Below are 24104 nucleotides of genomic sequence, written 5' to 3'. Positions count from 1 at the left end.
CTGCAATTGCTCGGTGACAACCGCTGGTGCGCCTGGCAGCCTCGGCCGCACCGAAGTGGGCGCAGTGTCACATTTTCGCTCGCGGGTGTCGGAGCCCGGCAGTAGCATCGGTCCGACTGTGGCGGCGACCGAGAGGGCCAGATGTCCGCACCGACCGATCCGGATATGTCCGATCTGCTCGGCCGACTCTCGCGTGTGCCGAGTGGCCGCCGGAGCAAATGGGTGGTGCTCGGCGTTTGGATCATCGCCCTGCTCGCACTGGGCACCTTCGCTGGAAAGCTCACCGGCGCGCAGAAGAACGACAATGTCACCTGGCTGCCGGACAGCGCCGAATCCACCCAGGCATTCAAGCTGGCCGAGAAATTCGGCAATAGCGATCAGGTTCCGGTAGTACTGGTGTACGAGCGCAGGGACGGGATCGCCGAGGCCGATCGACTTGTGGTCGGCGCCGATGCCAAGCGGTTTCGGCAGGTCGAGCATGTGGTGTCCGATGAGGTGCTCGGCCCGATCCAGTCCGGCGATGGTCAGGCGCTGGAGATTCTGGTGCCGATCTCGATGGGATCCGAGGGCTTCAACCGACTGACGAATGTCGTCGCTGCGATCAATGATGCGGCAGGGGAGCGACCCGACGGATTGTCCTTCTACGCCACCGGACCGGCCGGGTACGCGGCCGAATTCGGCGAGGTGTTCAAGGGGATCGACGGTTTGCTGCTGTATTCGGCCGCCGCGGTTGTCATCATCATTCTGCTGATCACCTACGGTCCGATGCTGTGGCTGTTTCCGCTGCTCACGGTCGGTTTCGCGCTGGTGATATCGCAGGCCGCCGTATTCGGCGCGACCAAGGTGGGGCTGACCGTCAACGCGCAGAGCCAGGCCATCCTCACCGTCCTGGTCTTCGGCGCGGGCACCGACTATGCGCTGCTACTGGTTGCGCGCTATCGCGAGGAACTGCGCCGCCATCCCGATAAACATGAGGCGATGGCGGTCGCGCTGCACCGCGCCGGACCGGCGGTGCTGGCCAGCGGTTGCACCGTGATCGTCTCGATGCTGGCGCTGCTGGTAGCGGAAATGAACTCCACCAAGGGCGTCGGGCCAGTCTGTGCCATCGGGATCGCGGTGGCGCTGCTGGCAATGTTGACCCTGCTGCCCGCGCTGCTGGTGATCGTCGGCCGGTGGATCTTCTGGCCGCGGCATCCGAATTTCGGCACCGTCAACGAGACCGAATCCGGTATTTGGGCGCGTGTCGGATTCGCCATTGCCCGGCGGCCGCGCACCGTCTGGATTGGCACCGCACTGGCACTCGGTGCACTCGCACTCGGTGTCAGTGGGTTGGAGGCCGAGGGCGTCGCGAATAAGGATGCCTTCGTCGGCTCATCCGCCGCAGTCACCGGAACCGAAGTGCTGGAACGGCATTTCGAGGCGGGCACAGGTCAGCCGGTGATGGTCGTCGCCTCGTCCGCACGCATCAGTGCGGTCGGCAGCGCCTTGGGATCGACACCCGGAATTACGGCGCCGTCGCGACCGATCGTCAAGGACGATCTGGCCTATCTGGAGGGCACGCTCACGGATCCGCCGGACAGCCGGGCCGCCGAGGCCACCATCGACCGGGTGCGTGCGGCTGTGCACGCGGTGGATCCGCAGGCCAGGGTCGGCGGGCAGACGGCCGTCGTGCTGGACATCAAACGCGCTGTGGCACATGACAATCGGGTCATCGTGCCGGTGGTGCTCGCCATCGTGATGGTGATCCTGATGGTGCTGCTTCGCGCGGTGTTCGCGCCGATTCTGCTCACGGCGACGGTGGTGCTGTCCTATTTTGCCGCGCTCGGGCTGAGCCGCTGGATCTTCGATCTGGCTGGTTTCAAGGGCGCCGATGCCGGACTGCCGCTGCTGACATTCGTCTTCCTGGTGGCACTCGGAATCGACTACAACATCTTCCTGATGTCGCGGGTGCACGAGGAGGCGGTAAAGCATCGCACCAAGGCGGGCGCACTCATCGGTTTGGCCGCAACGGGCGGGGTGATCACCTCGGCCGGACTGGTCCTGGCAGGCACATTCGCGGTATTCGCGACCATGCCGGTGGTGACCTTCGCCGAAATGGGCATTGTCATCGCCGTCGGCGTGCTGCTCGACACCGTGATCGTGCGTTCGATCCTGGTCACCGCCCTGACGCTGGATATCGGCGATCGGATCTGGTGGCCGAGTGCGCTGGCCCGGCCGCGTGTGGCGGCCGAACCCGAGCCGGAGATCAGTCTCAGTAGGTGACCCGCCGCGCTGCGGCGTTTCGGGCGCGTCGAAGGTTACGTTGTGGCCGTCGGTTACCACGCGTTTCGCCAAGGAGGGTGTGTTATGACCAGTCCCGGCCCGACCAAAACCGGACCCGTGCTCAATGACATGACGATCTTCGCGGGCGTACTGATTCTGATCACCGGCGCGCTGCATCTGCTCACCGCCGTAGCGGCCATCGCCAAGCGTGACTTCTTTGTTTTGACCGAGGATCAGGTTTTCCAGGTGAATGTCTCGGCCTGGGGCTGGGTCCACCTGGTGATCGCGGTGCTGATCATTATCGCGGGCATCGGCATTGTCACCGGACAGACCTGGGGTTATCTCGCGGGTATCGTGATGGCCTCGATCAGCCTCCTGGACAACTTCCTGTTCGCGCCCATGTACCCGTTCTGGTCATTAGTAATGATCGCGCTCGATGTGCTGGTGATCTGGGCGCTGGCGCGGCAGATCGGCGCGCAGAGCACAGTCGTCCGATAGGTTTCGCGTAATCGGCCCCCGATCCGTCGAGTACGGGTCGGGGGCCGAGTTGTTGCCTAGCGGGTGCGCGGCGGCGGTCCGCCCGGTCCGCCTTGTCCGCCGGGACCGCCCTGTCCGGGCGGCGTGCCCTCGGCCTGGGTGTTCTGCGATTTCTCTGCGACTCCGATGGTGATCGAAACGGTCATCCCCGAACTCGGCGTGCCGGTGACCGTGGCCAGTTCGGCATCCCAGCCGTCACCGAAGACATTGTCCGAGGCGAGTGAGATCTGGGAAAGGTTGCTGATGCTCTGTGCGTATCCGGAGTCGGCGGCGAAGACGGTGCTGCACACGTCCTGAGGCAGTGCGATCTGTGAGGTGAGGTGGGCGTTATCGCCCGCGACGGCGGTGCTGAGCGAATCGTAGACCTCGAAGTGGATATGCGGCCATCGACCGGAGTAGCAGGCGGGGAAGATCGAGGTGAAGCTCACTTCGCCATTGGCATCCGCGACCTGCACGCCGCGCAGGTAGTTCTGGTCGGTAATGCTCTTGCCGTAGAGCGAGTATTCGCCGGAGCGGTCGCAATGCCACACGTAGACGGCCATACCCGCGCCCGCCGCGCCGTTCTTGGTCAGGTCCTGCAGCTTCAATCGCAGCGTCATCGGAACACCTTGTGCGACACCGGAATACGAGCCGAAGCTGGTGGTGATGTCGGATCGGACCACACCGGATTGAATCAGCACATTGGGCCCGTTGGAGCCGTCGCCCGGGTACGGGCCCGCGGTCTCCTGCGGTGCCGCAGCGACCGTGCCGGTGCTGGTGGTCGTCGCCGATGCGCAGCCCGCCGCCACGGTCGCCGCACCAGCGGCGCCGAAGAAGACCAGGGCGCGGCGACGCGACATCACCTTCATATCGTGGGCGAGTCCGAGATCGTGCTCGTGTACGTCGCCGTCGCGGTGGTGCGCGGGCTGTGCGCTCACTGCGTTGTCCTTCCGTCGTATCGATTGCCGTCGACGTGACGCTATGGACGCAGGCTAGGCGGTATGTGGGCCTGGGCTGGGAGCGAGCTGTGAGCGAGAGCCTACGAGCGGGTGGTATGCCACCGCTACCCGCGCCCTGCGCTGATGGGAACAACGATTCGGGTCATGTGCGCGGTTGCGGCGATGGGGCTGCCGCGAGATGCTCATCGAGTACCGGCGCGATGATCGAGAGTGCGTGCGGTGAGGTCAGATCGTTGTGGGCGAGCTCGATATCGTGGTTGATCACCCGGCCGGAGGCGTACGGCCGCCAACCGTCCGGCCCGACGATATCGGAGCTATCCACGGTGGCGCTGAAATAGAGCAGGTCGCCCTGGTAGACGGGGCGGTGGTAGCCGGTGCGGGTGCGGGTGGACGCGTTGTAGGAAGCCGCCATTCGCTCGATGATCTCGGCGTCGATCAGTTCCACACCGAGCCGGGCCTCGATGAGTTCGGCGGCTTCCTTGGCACTCGCCTCGGCGGGCACGTCGTCGATGCCGAAGATCGCGCCGAAGCTATTGACGAATGCGCCCGCGGACAGCTGTTCGATGGTATCGCTGTCGATGTCGGCATGGTCGGTGTCCAGAAGGGCCACGACACCGACGGTTTCGCCCTCGGCCTGCAGCTTCGCCGCCATGGCGTGCGCGATGAGGCCACCGAAGGACCAGCCGAGCAGATGGTACGGTCCGGTCGGCTGGACGGCGCGGATTTCGCGGATGTACCGGTCGGCGGATTCGTCGATGGAACGCGCCGCCGGTTCGCGGCCGCTGAGTTCCGGGGCCTGTAGACCATAGATCGGGCGGCCGGGCCGCAGTCGTTCCGCGAATCCGAGGTAACTCCAAGACATTCCGGACGAGGAGTGGATGCAGAACAGTGCGGGCTCGGTGCCGCCGAGTCGGATCGGCAGCAGCACGTCCAGACCGAGTCCGCCTGGTGCGGCGGCGGTTTCGCGTGCGGCCACCTGTGCGGCGATGGTCGCCGATTCGTCGTCTGCGGCGCGCTGCGCTGCCGGGGTGTGCACGAAATGGGCTGTAGCAGAGAGTATTTTGCGCCAGAGGCGAGCCAACGCGAAGATCTCGGCGCGGTCCACAAGTGTTTCGGGGAAGCGGAGACTCGCGTGCAACCGATCATCGATGACGACTGCGCTGATCTCGAGTGCGGACGCGACCGGGAGTTCGGGATCCGCATCGGCGTGCAGATCGCCGAATTCATCGGTGGGGGACCAGCCGAGCCCTTCGAGTCCGGCGGGAATATCGACCTCCGAGTGCCGACCGAGGTATTCGAAGCTGACACGTCCTGGAGATCGAGACGGAAGCTGTTCTGCCGCGGTTGGATTGAGGTAACGCAGCATCCCGTATCCAATGCCCTGGTCCGGTATCGCGAGTAGTTGATGTTTGATCGCGCGGATCGCCGCGCCCATCGCAGCACCGCCCGCGCAGGCATCATCGATATCGATCGCGGACAGATCCAGCCGCGCCGGGTAGCTATTCGTGAACCAGCCGAGTGTGCGGCTCGGGTCCGCACCCGGGATCACGTCGTGCCTGCCATTGCCCGTCAAACGCAGCAGGGTCGTCGGTTCGCCTGCACGCCACCGCGCCAGCGCCAATACCAGCGTGGCAAGCAGGGCGTCGGTAACCATGCCCTGGAACAGTTTCGGCAGTGTGGTGACCAGTGCGGTGGTGACCTCCTCGGATACCTCGAATTCGACCGTGCGCGTTGTGTGCGCCTGATCGATCGCCGGATCGAGCTCGCGAGCGCCGATCAGCGAATCGGGACCGTCGATCATGCCCCGCCAGTAGTCGAGTTCGGCGCTGCGGCGCTCGGTCCGCGCTTGCTCGACGAGGGCATGCGCCCACCGCCGCATCGACGTACCGACGTCGGCGAGCACGGGTGTGTTCCCGACCGATACCTGCGCCCACGCGGCGATCAAGTCCGCCGCCAGAATTCGCCACGACGCACTGTCTACGGCGAGGCGGTGCACCACCACGATCAGGCGGCCCGATCGCGTTCTCGCCCCGGCATCACCGACCGGATCCAGCCAGACAGCTTGCAGCACAATGCCACTCGCCGGAGACAGTCGGTCTGTCGCTGAACTCAGCTCGGCGACGGCGTATTCACGCAGATCGAGCGAGTCGGCGGCGGCATCGAATTCGATGCGGTGCACCAGTGCGTCGACGTCGACCGAGCCGGGCGCGTCGATCTGCCAATTCCAGCCGTCTTCCGCGGGCCAGAGTCGCGAGCGCAGTATGTCGTGCCGATCGACCACGGCGGCGAGTGTCGCGACGAGCTGTGCACGCTCGATTCCGACCGGAAGTTGCAGCACCACGGACTGCGCGCAGCGGTCGATATCGCCCCCGCGCTCGACCAGATCGCGCATGTTCGGGGTGAGCGGCACCTCGCCGATACCGCCACCGGGCAGTTCGTCGAGCCGCGCGACCGGCCCCGCCACCACAGCGGCCAATGCGGCCACCGTGCGATGTTCGAAGACCTGCAGCGGCGTGCACTGGATTCCGTGCATTTTCGCGCGGGAGACCAGTTTGATCGCCATGATGCTGTCACCGCCGAGCGCGAAGAACGAATCGTCGACGCCGACCTTGTCGCGATGGAGCAGCTCGGCGTAGATCTGCGCCAGGATCTCCTCGGTCGGAGTCGTCGCAGCGCGATATTCGGTCTCCTCCACGACGAATTCCGGTTCCGGCAATGCTCGTCGGTCGAGTTTGCCCACGGCATTGAGCGGGATGGCATCCATGACCACGAAGGCGGCGGGCACCATATACGCGGGCAGGGTATCGGCGGCGAGCGCGCGCACCCGGGCGGTATCGAGTTCGACACCGGACTTGCGCACGAGATACGCCGCAAGCGCTGTGGCTCCGGTCGGCCCGGGAACGCCGAGGGTGACGGCGAAGTCGACCCCGTCCGCGCGGCCGAGAACGGCGTCGATCTCACCCAACTCGATGCGCTGACCGCGCACCTTGACCTGGAAGTCGGTGCGGCCGATGTACTCCAGCTCCAGTCCCGTCGCCCGGATCCAGCGCACCAGGTCACCGGTGCGGTACATGAGTTCGCCGGGACCGCCGTAGGGGTTCGCGATGAAGCGCGCGGCGGTCAGACTCGGCCGGGCGTGATAGCAGCGGGCCAGTGCGGAGCCCGCGAGGTATAGCTCACCCGCGACACCGACTGGCACCGGACGCAGCCGATCGTCGAGGACCAGTGCGGCCGCACCGCGAATGGGCGCACCGATGGTGACCGGTGCGTTCGCGACCAGCGGCGCGGAACCCGTTGCCCAGATGGTGAATTCGGTCGGACCGTACAGATTCAGCATGGTCCGGCCGTCACACCAGCGTTCGACCAATTCGGCGCCGACCGCCTCGCCCGCCACCGCGAGCACCCGCACACTCGACACCTCGGCGGGATCGACGGTGGCCAGCGCCGATGGAGTGATAACCATATGCGTGACCTGTTCGGCGGCAATCAATTCGGCGAGTGCGCTACCACCGAAGACTTCCGGCGGTGCGACCACCGATGCGCCGCCGGAGCCGAATGCCATCAGCGCCTCGAAAACTGATGCGTCGAAACTCGGTGAGGCGACCTGCAGTACCCGCGAGTTCTCGTCTACGCCGAGCGATTCTCGTTGTGCCGCAATGAGGTCGGCGATACCCCGATGGGAGACGGAGACGCCCTTGGGTGTTCCGGTCGAACCCGATGTGTAGATCATCCAAGCAGGGTTGTCCGGACGGATCGACCCCAATGACAAAGCGGCGTCACTTGTCGCCTGTTGGCGCGCAATGGATTCGGCATCGTCGAGCACGAGCCACTCGGTGCTGTCGGGCAGCAGCGGCCGGTAGGCGGTGAGGGTGAGACCGACCCGGGCACTCGAATCGGTGAGCATGTGATCGATCCGGTCCACCGGATGTTTCGGATCGACCGGCAGGAAGGCGGCACCGGCCTTGGCGGCCGCCCACATGCCGATCAGCAGTTCGGCGGAGCGGGGCAGACCCAGCGCCACGACGGTTTCCGCGCCGCTGCCAACCTCGAGCAGGAGCCGGGCCAACCGGTTCGACTGGGCGTCTAGCTCACGGTAGGTCGTTGTCCGCCCGTCGGCGACCAGGGCTGGGCGGTCCGGGTAGGACGTGGTGGATGCGGCGAGCGCCTGGGTGAGCGTCGTGGTCCCCGCGGTTTCGGTGCCGCGTACCGGAACCAGTTCGGTGCGTTCGGATTCGGCGAGGATATCGATATCGGCCAGGCGGATATCGATATCCGAGACGATCGCGGCGAGCACACGACGCCATCGATCGGCAAAGGTCGCCACGGTGGCTTCGTCGAAAAGGTCCGTCGCGTATGTCAATACACCCTCGACGCCGTCCGGGCCGTCGGCGGTGAAACGTTCACGCAGATCGAGCGTCAGATCGAATTGTGAGGCACCACGATCGAAATCTTCCACCTCGAACCGCAATCCGGGCAGTTCCAGGACCGGTTCCACGAAATTCTGCAGTGACAGCGATACCTGGAATATCGGATGGTGTGCGGTCGATCTGGTCGGATTGAGCACCTGGACGAGCCGTTCGAACGGCACATCGGTATTGCCGAAGGCATCCAGATCCGCGGACCGCACGCTCGCGAGGAACTGCCGGAATCCAGTCCCCTGATCGACCGGCGTGCGCAGGGCCAGCGTATTGACGAACATGCCGACGAGGTCGTCGAGGGCCTGCTCGCCACGCCCCGCGACGGGCGTGCCGATCACGACATCGTCGGTACCGCTGAGCCGTGCCAGCAGCACCGCGAGCGCGGCGTGCACGACCATGAATACGCTGACATTGTTGGTGGCGGCGAATTCAACTATGGCGCTGTGCAATTGCGCGTCCAGCGTGAAATCGGCATCGGCGCTGCGCATCGACTGCACTGCGGGGCGCGGGCGATCGGCGGGCAGCTCCAACACATCCGGCGCACCGGTGAGGGCATCGGTCCAATACCGGGTCTGCCGGGCCGCAAGCGATTCCGGATCCGCCTCGTTACCGAGCAACTCTCGATGCCACAGTGCGAAGTCGGCGTACTGCACGGTGAGTGGCACGCGGGAGGTGTCGGCCCCGCTGGTCCGTTCGGAGTACGCCGCGACCAAATCGGCTGCCAACGGCGCCATCGATGCGCCGTCGGCGCTGATGTGATGCACCACGAGGACCACGACATGCACCGAGGGCACTTCGGTCACCACTGGAGCCGGGGCCAGGACCGGACTCGACGACACCGGCGAAACGTCCATCGACGCATGCGAAGCCACCGGCGAAACGCCCACGGTGGGGCTGGAGGACACCGGCACCAAACCCTTGCCGTCCGCACCGGTGCCCTCGGCGATGCGGAAGATGCCGACCCGCAGCGGCGGTTCCTTGGTGATATCGAATCCGGTGCCCGCCAAGGCGGTGATCCGATGACGCAGGGCGGCAGTGTCTTCGGCAGCGATCACCGTCAACTCCGGCGCGGCCGCCGCGGTGCTGATCACCACCTGCCGGGGTCCCTCGGCGTCGGCGGGGTAGATGGTGCGCAGACTCTCGTGCCGCTCGACCACATCGGCCAGCGCATATTGCATCGCCGCCACATCGAGGTTTCCGGTGAGTCGCAAGGCGATCGCGATGTTGTAGGCGGGCGAGGTGGGATCCATCCGATTGAGTACCCACATGCGTTGCTGCGCCGGGGACAACGGAATTCGGTCCGGACGGATCCGCGGTGCCAGCGCGAACCGGCCAGGCTTGCCGTCGGTGGCCGGGATGACCCGTGCGGACAGTTGGGCAACGGTCGGCGCGTCGAACAGATCGCGCAGCGCGATGGTGGAGCCGAGGGACGAATTGATTCGGGCGACAACCTTGGTCGCGCTGAGCGAATTGCCGCCGAGTTCGAAGAACGACTGGTCGACGCTCACCTGCTCGTTGCCGAGCACCTCGCCGAATACCGCGGCGACCGCCTGTTCGACCGGCGTCCGTGGCGCGAGATACGGCCGGTCGGTGGCCGAGAAGTCCGGCACCGGAAGGGCTTTGCGATCCAGTTTGCCGACCGGGGTCAGCGGAATCTTATCGAGCACGACCAGGTATCCGGGCACCATATAGCTGGGCAGTTCGGCCGCCACCTGTTCCCGTAGGCGCTCGGGATCGAGTTCGGCGCCCGGGGTCGGCAGGACATACGAGACCAGCACGGTCGCGCCCGCCGGTCCGGTGAGGCCGATGGTCACCGCGTATTCGACCTGTTCGTCGCGTGAGAGCACGGCATCGATTTCGCCGAGTTCGATCCGCAGACCACGGATCTTGACCTGGAAGTCGCTGCGGCCCAGATACTCGAGCACGAGTTCGCCATCGGCGCCGGTGACCCATCGGACCATATCGCCGGTTCGATACATCCTTTCCCCGGCCGCGCCATACGGATTCGCGATGAAGCGCGCCGCGGTCATCGCGAACCGGTTGAAGTAACCACGTGCCAGCGCCGGACCGGCCAGGTACAGCTCACCCGCGATGCCCACTGGGACCGGGCGCAGCCAGGTATCGAGCACCAGATTGGACGCGCCGCGGATCGGGCCGCCGATGGTGACCAGTTTCCCCGGCAGCAGTTCGGCGGGATTGGTCGCACATACGCTGAATTCGGTGGGGCCGTATAGATTCACCATCCGCCGCCCGACCGCCCAACGGTCGATCAGTTCGGGTGCGCCGGCCTCGCCCCCGATCCCGAGCACCCGCAGGTCGGGCAGATCGGTCGGTTCCATGGTGGCCAGCGCCGACGGCGTGATCGCGGCATGGGTGACCCGTTCGGTGCGCAGCAGATGTTCGAGATCGCTGCCGCCGTAGACATCCGGTGGCGCTACCACCAAGCGGCCACCCGTCGAATGCGCCATCAGCAGCTCCATGACCGATGCGTCGAAACTCGGCGAAGCGACCTGTAGCGAACTGGTAGAGGGACCGAGTTCGAGGGCCTCTTGTTGTGCGGTCGCCATATTCGTCAGGCCACGATGGCTGACCAGGACCGCCTTGGGCTTACCGGTGGAGCCCGAGGTGTAGATCAGGTAGGCGGTCTGGTCGATATTGATGGGGCCGCCGCGCTCTTCGTCGGTGATGGGTGCGTCCGAGACGAGCATGACCCGTCGAATCGTGTTCAGGTCGTCGAGCAGCAGCCAGTCGATGGTGCCGGGCAATGTTTCACCAGTCGCCGTGACGGTCACCCCGATCGGCGCCTTCGAATCGGTGAGCATGTGCTCGATCCGCTCCACCGGATAGCTCGGATCCAGCGGTAGGAAGGCCGCTCCGGACTTGGCGAGCGCCCAGACTGCCACCACGGATTCCAGTGATCGGGTGAGTGCGAGTATGACGAAGATCTCCCGACCGACACCGCGGCCGAGCAGTACCCGGGCGAAGCGGTTGGACCAGGCGTCGAGCTCGCCATAGCTCATGCTGAGATCGCCCGCGGTGATCGCGATGGCATCGGGATCGATGCGCGCGCCTGCCGACAGGATGTCCGGAAGTGTTTGTGGCGGAACCGATTCCGCGCCTCGTACCGGCAGCAGTGTGGCCAGTTCGGCGTCGTCGCAGTATTGCAGTTGGGAGACGAGGGCATTCGGGCTGTCGGCGATTTGGGTCAGCAGCCGGACGAAGCGATCCAGCAGTGGTTGTGCCGCCGTGAGATCGAGCTGGTCGGCCATGAATTTCAGGTTGATGCGCAGCGTGTCGTGCCCGTCTTCGCCGTGCACCGGAATGACCATGATGCCCAACGGGTAGGGCGTCGCGTCGGTGCCTTCGACATCGAGCACCCGCATACCCGCGATATCGAGCGCCTGCGACAGCGCCTCCCGGTCGATCGGATACGACTCGAATACTGTGAGCGTGTCGAAGAGTTCGGCGAGGCCGACGGCCCGGTGGATGGCGGCCAGCCCCACATGCTGGTGGTCCAGCAGGCGCGCCTGCTCGGCCTGGAGGCGGGTCAGTAGGTCGGCGACCTTCTCCGCGGGATCGAGCTGGACCCGTACCGGGAGCGTATTGATGAACAATCCGACCATCTCTTCGACACCGGGCAGCTCCGGTGGCCTACCGGATACGGTGCCGCCGAACACCACATCCGTGCGCCCGGTCGACATGGCGAGCAGCATTGCCCATGCGGCCTGCACCATCGTATTCACCGTCGCGCCGGATTCGCGTGCGATGGCCTCCAGCCGCTCGACCGTGGCGCGGGTCAGGTCGTGAGTGATCATTCCGGCCTCGGTCGATTCGATCCCGGCCAGCGTCGGGACCGCGCGCGTCGGCGTATCCACGCCGGCCAGCGATTGCGTCCAGGCTGCGATCGAGGCCTCGTTGTCCTGCTCATCGAGCCACGCCAGGAACTCTCGATACGAGTGCGCGGGCGGCAGTACGGCTGTGTCGCCCCTCGCGACGTAGAGCGTTAGCAGCTCGCGCACCAGCAGCGGCGTCGACCAGCCATCCAGCACCAGATGGTGATTGGTCATGACCAGCCGATAGATATCGGCCCCGGTGCGGATGAGGGTGAAGCGGATCAGCGGTGGGCGGTCGAGTTCGAATCGGGTACGGGCATCGAGGGCGATGAGACGGTCGAGTTCGCGGTCGCGTTCGTCGGCGTCGGCGATATCGGTGAGATCGATATCGTGCCAGCGGATTTCGCCATCGGCGAGAACGAGTTGGCGCGGACCGTCGTCGGTTTCGGCGAAGGCGACGCGCAGGTTCTCGTGCCGCTCCACCAAGACCTGCGCCGCACTGCGCAGGCGGGCGGCATCGACGGTGCCCGCCAGGGTGAGCAGTGATTGGACGGTGTAGTCGTCGGCGGTATCGGTGTCGTAGAGCGCATGGAAAAGCAGACCGTACTGCAGCGGTGAAAGCGGCCAGACATCGACGAGGCTCGGGTAGGTGCGTTCCCAGCTCTCGATCTGCTGTTGTGGCACAGCGACGAGTTCGAAGTCGGACGGGGTGCGTCCGCCCGCGCCCGGCGAGCCGGCGTGCACCGCGAGCGCGTGCAGCGCCTGCGACCACAGCTCGGCGAGTTGACCGACATCCGCCTGGTCGAGCAGCCGCGAGGCGTAGGCCCAGGTGACCTCCAAGCCGACATCGGTGAGCACGGCATTGATATCGACGACCGCGGCGAGCGGCGCCGACTCGTTGTGCGTCGCCGCGAAACGCTGTGGTAGCCACGCTCCCGCTTGCCCGCCGGTGAGCGCACGGCCGAGATAGTTGAAGCTGAGCTGCGGGATCGGCGCGTCCGCGAGGGCGCCGGCGGACTCCGGATGCTGATAGCGCAGCATGCCGTAGCCGATGCCCTTATCCGGCACCGCGCGCAGCTGTTCCTTGACCTTCTTGATCGCGGTGCCCGCCGCGCCGCCACCGGCGAACGCGTCGTCGAGATCGATGCCGCTCACATCTATAGCCAGCGGGTAGATGCTGGTGAACCAGCCGACTGTGCGGGCGATATCGGCGCCGGGCAGCAGCGTCTCGGAGCGGCCGTGGCCTTCCAGGGTGAGCAGCGCGGTATTGCGATCGCGCCAGCGGCTCACCGCGAGAGCGAGTCCGGTGAGCAGCACATCGTCTGCGCCACAATGGAATTGGTCGGGCAGAGTGGCCAGTACGGTGTTGGCGATATCCCGGTCGACGGTGGTCTGGTACTGGCCCATCGTGGCGACGACGTCGACCGTGGGATCCAGTGCCGCCGAGCCGATGACCGGATCCGGGGTGGCCAGCATCTGTTGCCACAGTGGCAGTTCGGCCACCCGCTCGGGCGCCTGTTCGGCTTGACCGTATGCCCATCGCCGGAAGGAGGTGCCGACGGGCACGAGTGCGCCGCCCGCCGCCGCGATCGCTAGGTCCGGCAACAGGATTCGCCAGGAGACGCCGTCGGTCACCAGATGGTGCAGTACCAGCCAGCACAGTGGATCGGCCCCCGCGCGCTCGATCAGCACGAAGCGCGTGACGACACCCGCCTCGGGATCGAGCAGATCCGCCGCCTGTTGTAATTCGCGCTCGTAGCTGTCGTCGGAGTCCGCGTCGGCCGCGACTACCTCGATCAAATCATCGGCAGTTATCGAATCAGGCTCGGCGACAATCCATTCCCAGCCTCGCTCGGTGTGCCGAAGTGTAGAGCGAAGCACATCGTGATGGTCGATGAGCGCTTGGACCGCGGCGCGGAGCTGGTCGCGGTCGAAGGCCTCCGGGAGACCGATCAAGACGGCCTGACCGAAGCGGTTCCAGGTCGGTCCCTGCTCCACCATGGCGTGCACGATCGGCGTGAGCTCGATGGTGCCGACCCCGCCACCGGGCAGTTCGGTGACCGTCTGCGCGCGCACGTCGGTCGCGATCGCGGCCAGCGCGGCAACGGTCTTGCGCTCGAACACATCTCTTGCACTGAAGCCGATCCCGGCGGCCTTCGCACGCGAGACCAGCTGGATGGAGACGATACTGTCACCGCCGAGTGCGAAGAAGCTGTCGTCGACACCGACCGTTTCGAGTCCGAGGGCATCGGCGAACAAGTCGGCCAGTGCCGCTTCGCGCGGCGTCGACGGCGCCCGGCTCACAAGTTCTCGGACCCTGAAATCCGGTGCGGGCAGGGCCCTGCGGTCCACCTTGCCGAGCGGTGTCAGCGGAATGCTGTCGAGCACCATGATGACCGAGGGGATCATATAGGCCGGAAGTGTCTCACCGGCAGCGGCTTTCAGCGCCTCGGGGTGAATCTCGGTGCCGGGCTTGCCGAGCACGTAGGACACCAGTGCGGTCGCTCCGGCGGGGGTCTCGGCGCCGATGGTGAGTGCGAAGTCGACATCGGGCTGTCGTTGCAGCGCCGCATCGATCTCGCCGAGTTCGATGCGGAACCCGCGCACCTTGACCTGGAAGTCGCTGCGGCCCTGGTACTCCAGTTCGTCGTCCGCGGTCCACCGTACGAGATCGCCGGTGCGGTACATCCGCTCACCCGGCGCGTACGGGTTGGCGACGAAACGGCTGGCGGTCAGCCCGTTGCGCTGGTGGTAGCCGCGCGCAACGCCCGCGCCGGCCAGATACAACTCACCGACCACGCCGCGGGCCACCGGCCGCAACCACGGGTCGAGCACGACAGCGGTGACGCCGCGAACGATGCTGCCGATGGTTACCGGCCCGCCGGGGCGCAATGGCCCGCTCAAGGTTACGGTGACGGTGGTTTCGGTGGGCCCGTAGCCGTTCAACAGCGTCCGCCCGGACCAGGTGGTCACCAGCTCCGGCGGACACGCGTCACCACCGACGACGATCGTCTGCAGATCCGGCAGCGTCGCCGGGTCCAGTGAGCCCACCACCGTCGGGGTGACATTGAGATGGGTGACCCGGTGCGCGCGCAGAACTTCGGCCATCTCCTCGCCCGCATAGGCCGATGGCGGCACGACGGCGAGCGTCGCCCCTGCCGCGAGGGTGACCAGGATCTCCTCGACGGAAATATCGAAACTCGGCGAAACCGCATGTGCCACTACGGAATCGGCGTTGACACCGAATCCGGCGCCGGAACCGGTGACCAGATTCGCCAGGCCGCGATGCGACACCAGCACACCCTTGGGCAGTCCCGTCGATCCGGAGGTGTAGATGATATAGGCGATCTGATCCAGGTGTACCGGCCCGCGGCGTTCGACATCGGTGATCGCCGCAGAATCTTGCACGTCCACCGTTTCGGCGGTCGCGTCATCGTCGAGCAGCAGCCAATTCACGCGGTCCGGCAAGGACTTTCGCGCCGGGTGCACGGTCAAGCCCGCGACGACCCCGCTGTCGCCGACCATATGCTCGATCCGGTCGGCGGGATAGGTCGGGTCGATCGGGACGAATGCCGCACCGGATTTCGCCACCGCGAGCGTGGCGAGGACGGATTCGACCGAACGCGGAATCGAAATCGCAACGGTGCGTTCGGGTCCGGCGCCCGCCGCGATCAGCACGCGGGCGAGGCGGTTGGTGTACTCGTCGACCTGACGGTAGGTCATGCTGGTATCGCCGCTCCGCAGCGCTACCGCCTCCGGGTCTAGTGCGGCACCGGCCGCGATGATTTCGGGGAGGGTGCGCGGTGCGACCGCCTCGGGTCCACGCGCGGGCACCAGCCGATCCTGCTCCTGCGGGGAGACGACCTGGACGGTACACAGCGGCGCATCCGGTCCGGCGGCCAGGAACGCGTGCAGGAACATCAAGAAGCGGGCATGGTGTGCCGCCAATTCATCGGTGCTGTACAGGTTCCCGTTGCCCTGCAGATCGATGTGGGTGCTCTCGCCGCCGACGCCCGGATACAGATTGAAAAACACGTCATCGATCAACCCGGATGTCAGCACGTGCAGTCGTCCGGTGACCGAGCCGAGCTGAATCCTGGTGTCCACCATCATCAAATTGACGGCCGGACCGAACGACGACGCCTCGTCCATCGACCAGCCGAGATCACGAACGATGTCCTCCTGCCGGTAACGCTGTCTGCGCAGCGCCCCGGTCAGCTCACTCTGCGCTGCCCGGATCACATCACCGACCGTGGTGGTCGGTGACAACATCAGGCGCATCGGAACGACATTGGCGACCATACCGCCGGAGCGGCGCAGTGCCGCAGTGGTGCGTCCCGACACCGGCAGGCTCAGCACCACTTCGGGCGCACCGGTCATCGCGGCGAGATAGGCGCCGAAGGCGGCGACGATGGTCGGTGCGGCGTTCGAGTCGGCCGCCTTCGCCACGGTATCGAGCAATTCGGCCGTCGCGGCGGGCAGTGCGCCCGAGACCCGGCTCGGCGGCGCGTCGACATCGGCCTCGCGACCTGCGAGATTGACCGGGGCGGCCATCCCGGCCAGATGCTCGCGCCAGTACTCGCGGTCGGCGTCGAATCGGTCCGAGCCGCGGTAGGCCAGATCGGCGTCGACGATCTTCTGCAGTGGTTCGGCCTTGGCGGGCGGCGCCTCGCTGCCCTCGATGGCGGCGTTGTAGATCTCGCCGGTGCGCTGTACCAGTGCGAGCGCACCCATACCGTCCAGCACGATGTGGTGCATGCGCGAGTACCAGAACCAGCGGTCATCGGCCAGCCGCAGCATGGCCACCGCGACCAATCGGTCGTGCGTCAGATCCAGCGGCGCGGAGTACTCCGCGCGCATCCAGGCATGTGCCGCTGCCTCGGGATCGGGCTTATCGCGCAGGTCGATGACGGTGAGTTCGTCGACAATGGTGGTGTCGACGAGCTGGTACGGCTGACCCTCGACATCGAGCAGCCGGACATATCCGGTCCCGAATTCGCGCCCGGTCTGCTTGGCGGCCGCGGCGAGCGCGTCGAGATCTAGTTCGCCGATCAGTTCGACGTACTGTGCGATCGAGATAGGCGTGTCGCCCGCGATGTGCTGGGCGAACCAGATGCCGCGCTGGGCTGCCGACAGCGGGAACGCGCTGTCGGGCGGTGCGGTGCCTACATTTCCGTTCGAGGACGATGGCTGTTGCATAAGCACACCTGCGTTCTGACGTCTGGAGCGGTGGCGCACCGCTGGTCCCGACCGTCGCGTAGTAGCAAGTTCATTTTGGACCGGCGCCGAGCCGACCGAAGGCGTATTGACAACACTGTGTTCGATCGGCGGCGTCCCCGGGGGTTCGATGGGCGGCGTCCAAGGGGCTCGAGTGGTCGCGCGGTAGTGCCGCCTCCGGGTCCGGCATACGCGCCGCTGCGCGCCCGACCTCGGTGGGTTCGGGCGCGCAGGCTGAATAGCGGATCAGGCAGACTTCCGCTCGGTCAGCCGATCGGCAGCGGTGATCGGGGAGTCGGAGCTGACCAGGTAGCGCTGCAGCGTCGAGCGGTCGTCCAGGAGCAGCCAGTCGATCGCATCGCTGAGCTCAGGGCGGCGGGCCTTGGTGGTGATGCCGAGGTAAGCACCGGGGACGGCGGTCGCATCCTCGGCCACCGACGCCGGAGTCGCGCCGAGTTTGACGACGGCGGATGCGGCAACCGTGGCTTCGATCTGCGGGTCGATCGCCAGCGCGATCCGCGCGTTCGCGGCGGCGCCCCGGTCGATCAGCACTCGGGCCAGCCGGTTCGCCCAACGATCCAGCTCGACGTTGGCGAGCGTCTCGGAGTTGCTGGCGACCGCATGCAGCTCGCGCTCGGCAGCGTTGCGCAGGCGCGGCTGCAGCTGGATGACGTTGGTGGCGGGCGATTCGACCAGAGTGCTCATTGTGCTGTCCCCTCAAAGGATCCGTCTTGTTCTCGGTGTCCTTCTAATCTCGCTGACGGGAGGGTTTGGCGACAGCTACCCAAGCGCTGGTGAGAGCACTCCAAGGGTGAGCGAATCCATACCCAAGGTGTGCGCGCTCGAGGACGATCAAGTCACTCGCAACGGTCACGGAGCGAGTGTTACGAGCGACGCCCAAGGTGTGCGCGCTCAGAGGACGATCAAGTCATTCGCGACGACCACGGAGCGAGTGTTACGAGCGACGCCCAAGGTGCGCGCGCTTAGAGGACCGATCAGCTCACTCGCGACGGCCACGGAGCGAGTCTTACGAGCGACGTTCGCGGCCCGTCTCGCGGCCGAGCTGTCGAAGCGCATGCGCCGTAGGCGCGAGTCTCGACGGCTCGGCCGCGAGACACGAGGGGGCCGCGAACACGCCGCGCCGAAGGCGCGGCCAATTCAATACAGTCAGTCGGTGACGTAACCGTTCAGGCTGCTGCGCAGGTCGGCGAGCAGGGCACGGGCCGCGGTGAGCCCGGCACCGTGCCAGACGGTGTCTTCGACCGCGAAGACGCGCTTATCGGCGGCAGCTCCGAGATCCTTCCACGCATCGCTGCGCAGCACCGTTTTACCGCGCTGCTCACCGGCTTCGCCCGCGAAGATGACGTAGATGATGTCGCCCTCGACCTCGAGCAGGTTCTGCTCGGTCACCTCGAAAGAGGTGCCGCGCTGCGCGGTCGGCCGCTGCACACCGACATCGGCGAGGACCTGTCCCGCGAAGCTATTGTTGCCCTGGACCTGATCGTGGTCGGCGGTGAAGCGCACCACCGAGGCCTGGGACTGGCTGGCGCCCAGAATATTACCGGTCTCGCGTGCTTCGTTGCGGTAGTTCTCCAATGCCGTTGCCGCGGCATTACGACGCCCGAGACCCGCTGCGAGCGTGCCGAATTCGGTCTGCCAGCCGCTGCCGGGATCGGCGAGAACGGTCGGTGCGATCGCCTGCAATGCTGCGAAACCGCCTGGGCCGCTGGAAATATCGCCGATGATCAGATCGGGATGCAAGGCGGCGATCTGCCCGATATCCGGCTGTGCCGGCGAACCGACCGCGGGAATCTTCAGCACGCCGTAACCGAGATACATCGGCTGAGAGCGGGGTCCGTCGATCGGGACCGCGCCGACGACCCGCTCCCACAGACCGACCGCGCAGGCGGCGTCCAAGGCGGAGGTGGACAGCACCACGATGCGCTGCGGATCGGCGGGCACCTCCGAGGTGCCCGCGGCATGGGTGACGGTGCGAGTCTTGCCGTTCGACGGATCGGGTGCGCTCGGCAGCGGGCAGGCCTGCGAGGTGTCGCGCTCCAGGCCGACCACACCCGCACCCGCGATATTCGTCGTGGTGCGAATGATCGAGCTGGCGTCGTCTTTCTGGCTGCAGCCCGCGATGAGCAATGCGGCGCAGAGCAGAGCGACCGCCGTGCCCCCCTGCCGGACCGCGCGATTGCTGGCGGTGCCGTATCGGCGGGAGTCTGCGTTGTTTCGAGCGACCTGCGAGCAGTCGCTATCGGTGCGGTTTCGGGTGCGAACAAGGGCGCTCACCGGCATGCGGGTGAGGGTACCGCGTGGTGTGGGTGCCGAGACGCGAAGGCCACCACCGCGCGCACATCGCATTCCGGACCGCAGTTGTGACCGCGCGGAATCCAGCTGTCGTACAGCGGATTCCGCGCGATCGTCGGATCGGCTACCCGGCGTTGCCGCCGATGCTGAAACGCGCCCCGGTCGGATCGGCGACCTGCGTGATCCGGCCGTAGGGGGTGTTCTCGGGCTCGGCCAGTACAGTGCCGCCCAGTTCGACGACCTTGGCGACGGCCGCGTCGACGTCATCGGCGCCGAAGTAGATCTTCCAGCCCGCGGGTACGCCCTCGGGCAGGAACGCCGAGCTATCCATGACACCGCCGAGCATCGGGGTGGTGGCGTGGATGGTGGTGTAGCGGAACTCCGGGGAGTCGGAGATGGTGAAGGTGTCGTTCCAGCCGAAGACGTCGCGGTAGAAGTCGAGCGAGCGCGCGTAATCGCGGGTGTGCAGTTCGAACCAGGACGGGATGCCGACGTGGTCGCTCCATTTGCCGCCGGAGGCGATGCCGATGGCCTCGAAACCGCCGAAGGTGCCGGTCTGCCAGATGCCGACACCCGCGCCGCCGACATCGCCGAGCACGGCCATCGCGCCGAGATCGCCCACGTCCATGGGCGGCACGACGACCGTGCCGCCGTGCTCGGCGGCCGCGTCGGCGGTGGCCTTGGCGTCGGGCGAGGCGAGGTAGACCGTCCATTGGTCGGGTCCTTCGACCCCGTCTCCGGTCTTGCCCATGCCGCCCGCGACGGCCTTTCCGTCCTTGCGGAAGGTGATGTAGCCGCCGAACTCCTCGTCCGCGCGGTCTGCGGTCCAGCCGAACAACTGGCCGTAGAAGGCAATGGCACCGTCTGGATCAGAGGTGTAAACGTCGACCCAGCAGGGATCGCCGGTCTTCGGTGCGGGCCCACCTGTCGTCCGACCGCCACCACTCATGGAATCGCTACGCGATGCTGTGCTCATCAATGGTCTCCTTGCCGAGAGTGGATCACTGTCATCGATAGAGACGTCGGCCGCCCGGGAAAGTCATCGCAGGCATGGCGTCGGATTTCGATTGCCGCCGCAGTCGCCCGCACCGGGAAATACGACGCAGAGTAGGACCCGTGCGGATGGCTGCGACAGCACGGTTTACGATCTCAGGAGCGCAAGCGAACTCCTCGTCTGTCCCCGGTGGTGGGGCGGATGTGAGCAGCGGAGCCTGCGGAGCGACCTAAAGGCACCTTTCAGGAGGATCAGTGACTGCCGTAGAGCCAAAGCCAGTCCCTCAGTTGGAAGCGACTCGGCCGTATCCGGCTCGGACCGGGCCGAAGGGCTCGTTCATCGTCAAGATGGTCACCACCACCGACCCCAAGGTCCTCGGTGTCATGTACCTGACCACCTCGATGGCGTTCTTCCTCATCGGTGGTCTGATGGCCCTGCTGATGCGTGGTGAGCTGGCTCGCCCGGGTCTGCAGTTCCTGTCGACCGAGCAGTTCAACCAGCTGTTCACCATGCACGGCACGATCATGCTGCTGTTCTACGCGACCGCGATCGTGTTCGGCTTCGCCAATATCGTCCTGCCGCTGCAGATCGGCGCACCCGACGTCGCCTTCCCGCGACTGAATGCCTTCAGCTACTGGCTGTACGCATTCGGCGCGACCATGGCGACCGCGGGCTTCATCACCCCCGGCGGCGCCGCGGATTTCGGTTGGACGGCGTACGTGCCGCTGACCGACATCCTGCACTCGCCCGGCGTCGGCACCGACCTGTGGATCCTCGGCCTCGCGGTCTCCGGTCTGGGCACCATCCTCGGTGGTGTCAACATGCTGACCACCGTGGTCTGCCTGCGTGCCCCCGGTATGACCATGTTCCGGATGCCGATCTTCACCTGGAACATCGCCGTCACCAGCGTCCTCGTGCTGCTCGCCTTCCCGCTGCTGACCGCCGCGCTGTTCGGCCTGGCCTACGACCGCCATCTCGGCGGCCACATCTACGATCCGGCTACCGGCGGCATCCTGCTCTACCAGCACCTGTTCTGGTTCTTCGGCCACCCCGAGGTGTACATCATCGCGCTGCCGTTCTTCGGCATCGTCTCGGAGATCTTCCCGGTCTTCTCGCGTAAGCCGATCTTCGGTTACACCACGCTGGTCTACGCGACCCTCGGCATCGCAGCGCTGTCGATCGCGGTGTGGGCCCACCACATGTACGCCACCGGCGCGGTGCTGCTGCCGTACTTCTCGTTCATGACCTTCTTGATCGCCGTCCCGACCGGTGTGAAGTTCTTCAACTGGATCGGCACCATGTGGCGCGGCCAGCTGACCTTCGAATCGCCGATGCTGTTCTCCCTCGGCTTCCTGGTCACCTTCCTCTTCGGCGGTCTGTCCGGCGTCATCCTGGCCTCGCCGCCGCTGGACTTCCACGTCACCGACTCATACTTCGTCGTCGCACACTTCCACTACGTGCTGTTCGGCACCATCGTCTTCGCCACCTACGCCGGTATCTACTTCTGGTTCCCGAAGATCACCGGCCGCATGCTGGACGAGCGCCTGGGCAAGTGGCACTTCTGGACCACCTTCATCGGCTTCCACACCACCTTCCTGGTCCAGCACTGGCTGGGCGCCGAGGGTATGCCGCGCCGCTACGCCGACTACCTGCCCGGTGACGGTTTCACCACGCTGAACACCATTTCCACCATCGGCGCCTTCATCCTGGGCGCGTCGATGTTGCCGTTCATCTGGAACGTGTTCAAGAGCTACCGCTACGGCGAAGTGGTCACCGTGGATGATCCGTGGGGTTACGGCAACTCGCTGGAGTGGGCCACCACCTGCCCGCCGCCGCGGCACAACTTCTACGAACTGCCCCGAATCCGTTCCGAGCGTCCCGCATTCGAGCTGCACTACCCGCACATGGTCGAGCGGATGCGGGCCGAGGCGCATGTGGGCTGGGGTTCGGGCAAACATGCCACCGAGGTGCACGAAGGCGCCCTGGCAAAGCATTAGGCGGCGGCCGGACATTCGTCCGTCCAAGCGCGCATAGCGCGAGCCCTCCTTCAGGCGAGTGAGCAACTATGTTGGCTGCCAGAGAGATATCCGGCTATGCAGTAGCGTCGCCATGATGAGTGTGCACCTACTGATCATCAGTGGGTGCACACTCATTTGTGGGACAAGCACCGACCGAAGCGTTGCGACACCGAGGTCCAGCACAGCTACGGCAAACAACTAACTTGGAGCACCTCAGTTGGCCGACACCACCGTCCTCGTCACCGTCACCGGACCCGACCGGCCCGGTGTGACCTCCGTGCTGCTCGCGGCGATGTCGCGGCATCACGTGAGCCTGCTGGATGTGGAGCAGGTCGTCATCCGTGGCCGACTGACCCTCGGTGTGCTGGTCACCTGCCCGAGCGATCCTGAGGCGCTGCAGGACGAGCTCGAAGAGGCGATGAATACCGTCGGCATGCATGTCGACGTCGAGGTCGACGCCCAGATCGGCAGACAGCCGATGTCCACGCACGCGGTGGTCATCCTCGGCGCACCGGTGACCGCGCGCGCATTCAGTTCGGTCTCCCGCCAGCTCGCCGCGCTCGGCGCCAATATCGACACCATCCGCGGCATTGCCGACTATCCGGTGACCGGCATGGAACTCCTGGTCACCGCGACCGATACCGGACCCGATTCCGATGCCCGGCTGCGCACGGCGCTGGCCGAGGTCGCGGTCGCCGAACAGGTGGACGTCGCGGTGGAGCGGGCCGGACTGGCCCGCCGAGGCAAGCGGCTCATCGTCTTCGATGTCGATTCCACCCTGATCCAGGGCGAGGTGATCGAGATGCTCGCCGCGCACGCCGGGGTGGAGGATCAGGTCCGCGAGGTCACCGAGGCGGCCATGCGCGGCGAAATCGACTTCGCCGAATCGCTGCGCCAGCGGGTCGCGACGCTCGAGGGGCTGGACGAATCGGTGATCGAGGAGGTCGCCGACCGGATCGAGCTGACCCCGGGTGCACGTACCACCATTCGGACCTTGCGCCGCATCGGATTCCGCTGCGGTGTGGTGTCGGGCGGCTTCCGTCAGGTGATCGAACCGCTCGCGCACGAACTGGAATTGGACTTCGTGCAGGCGAATACGCTCGAGGTCGTGGATGGCAAGCTGACCGGCCGGGTGGTCGGGGAAATCGTCGACCGTGCCTTCAAGGCCACCGCGCTGCGCAAGTTCGCCGCGGAGGCGGGGGTGCCGATGGAGCAGACCGTGGCGGTCGGCGACGGTGCCAACGACATCGACATGCTCAATGCGGCCGGGCTCGGTGTCGCCTTCAACGCGAAGCCCGCGTTGCGCGAGGTTGCCGATGCGGCTCTCTCGCACCCCTACCTGGACGCCGTCCTGTTCATCCTCGGCGTGACCCGCGACGAGGTGGAGGCTGCCGATGCCCGCGACGGCGGAATACGTCGCGTGCCGCTCGTCGGAAGCTGACTCACGTCCGGCGAATATCTCCGGAGTTTGTGGTGCGGAAGTCGCTCCAGACGGTTCGGTGGTACAGGACTCCAGCGGGAATGCGGCGGGCGTCCCGAAGCTTGCACTCGAGTGCGACCTGACGTGGGAGTCG

The 24104-nt window shown here is 66.1% G+C and carries 9 protein-coding genes; 4 read left to right on the top strand and 5 right to left on the bottom strand.

The window, feature by feature from the left end; all coding sequences use genetic code 11:
* Positions 1-141: 141 nt before the first annotated feature.
* Both ACIBI6_RS13725 and ACIBI6_RS13720 read left to right on the top strand, forming a co-directional pair.
* Positions 142-2262 (top strand): MMPL family transporter, encoded by a 2121-nt coding sequence (locus tag ACIBI6_RS13725; RefSeq protein ID WP_396956315.1) that lies wholly within the window; start codon positions 142-144, stop codon positions 2260-2262.
* An 84-nt stretch (positions 2263-2346) separates the two neighbouring features.
* Positions 2347-2760: a hypothetical protein gene (locus ACIBI6_RS13720; RefSeq protein ID WP_396956313.1), complete on the top strand. Its 414-nt coding sequence runs from the start codon at positions 2347-2349 to the stop codon at positions 2758-2760.
* Positions 2761-2816: 56 nt separating this feature from the next.
* Here ACIBI6_RS13720 and ACIBI6_RS13715 read toward each other — a convergent pair whose 3' ends face one another.
* From ACIBI6_RS13715 to ACIBI6_RS13695, 5 genes are all read right to left on the bottom strand, one after another.
* Positions 2817-3716 (bottom strand): dioxygenase, encoded by a 900-nt coding sequence (locus ACIBI6_RS13715; RefSeq protein ID WP_396956311.1) that lies wholly within the window; start codon positions 3714-3716, stop codon positions 2817-2819.
* 163 nt (positions 3717-3879) lie between these two features.
* Complete coding sequence (locus ACIBI6_RS13710; RefSeq protein WP_396956310.1) at positions 3880-17187, bottom strand: amino acid adenylation domain-containing protein; 13308 nt, start codon at positions 17185-17187, stop codon at positions 3880-3882.
* 264 nt (positions 17188-17451) lie between these two features.
* Positions 17452-17910 (bottom strand): hypothetical protein, encoded by a 459-nt coding sequence (locus ACIBI6_RS13705; protein WP_364344657.1) that lies wholly within the window; start codon positions 17908-17910, stop codon positions 17452-17454.
* 462 nt (positions 17911-18372) lie between these two features.
* Positions 18373-19506 (bottom strand): ABC transporter substrate-binding protein, encoded by a 1134-nt coding sequence (locus tag ACIBI6_RS13700; RefSeq protein ID WP_396956309.1) that lies wholly within the window; start codon positions 19504-19506, stop codon positions 18373-18375.
* Positions 19507-19642: 136 nt separating this feature from the next.
* The gene (locus ACIBI6_RS13695) at positions 19643-20467 is read right to left on the bottom strand and encodes a VOC family protein (protein ID WP_396956497.1); all 825 of its coding nucleotides are present in this window, start codon (positions 20465-20467) and stop codon (positions 19643-19645) included.
* A 299-nt stretch (positions 20468-20766) separates the two neighbouring features.
* On the opposite strand from ACIBI6_RS13695, the gene ctaD reads away from it, so the two are divergent.
* Positions 20767-22509, top strand: coding sequence for a cytochrome c oxidase subunit I (ctaD, locus tag ACIBI6_RS13690; RefSeq protein WP_396956307.1), 1743 nt, complete (start codon positions 20767-20769; stop codon positions 22507-22509).
* A 238-nt stretch (positions 22510-22747) separates the two neighbouring features.
* Entirely contained in the window at positions 22748-23971 is a 1224-nt protein-coding gene (serB, locus tag ACIBI6_RS13685) for a phosphoserine phosphatase SerB (RefSeq protein WP_364360059.1), read from the top strand.
* The last annotated feature ends 133 nt before the right edge of the window (positions 23972-24104 follow it).

The sequence above is a fragment of the Nocardia sp. NPDC050412 genome, from assembly GCF_044458825.1.
In the GTDB taxonomy this organism is placed as follows: domain Bacteria; phylum Actinomycetota; class Actinomycetes; order Mycobacteriales; family Mycobacteriaceae; genus Nocardia.
Note: the sequence above shows the minus strand (reverse complement) of the source record. Positions and strands in the feature narration are given on the sequence as shown.

What these genes read in the sequence shown, in the direction of transcription:
- ACIBI6_RS13725 (WP_396956315.1), top strand. Translation starts at nt 142, where the DNA reads ATGTCCGCACCGACCGATCCGGATATGTCCGATCTGCTCGGCCGACTC.
- ACIBI6_RS13720 (WP_396956313.1), top strand. Translation starts at nt 2,347, where the DNA reads ATGACCAGTCCCGGCCCGACCAAAACCGGACCCGTGCTCAATGACATG.
- ACIBI6_RS13710 (WP_396956310.1), bottom strand. Translation starts at nt 17,187, where the DNA reads ATGCAACAGCCATCGTCCTCGAACGGAAATGTAGGCACCGCACCGCCC.
- ACIBI6_RS13705 (WP_364344657.1), bottom strand. Translation starts at nt 17,910, where the DNA reads ATGAGCACTCTGGTCGAATCGCCCGCCACCAACGTCATCCAGCTGCAG.
- ACIBI6_RS13700 (WP_396956309.1), bottom strand. Translation starts at nt 19,506, where the DNA reads ATGCCGGTGAGCGCCCTTGTTCGCACCCGAAACCGCACCGATAGCGAC.
- ACIBI6_RS13695 (WP_396956497.1), bottom strand. Translation starts at nt 20,467, where the DNA reads ATGAGTGGTGGCGGTCGGACGACAGGTGGGCCCGCACCGAAGACCGGC.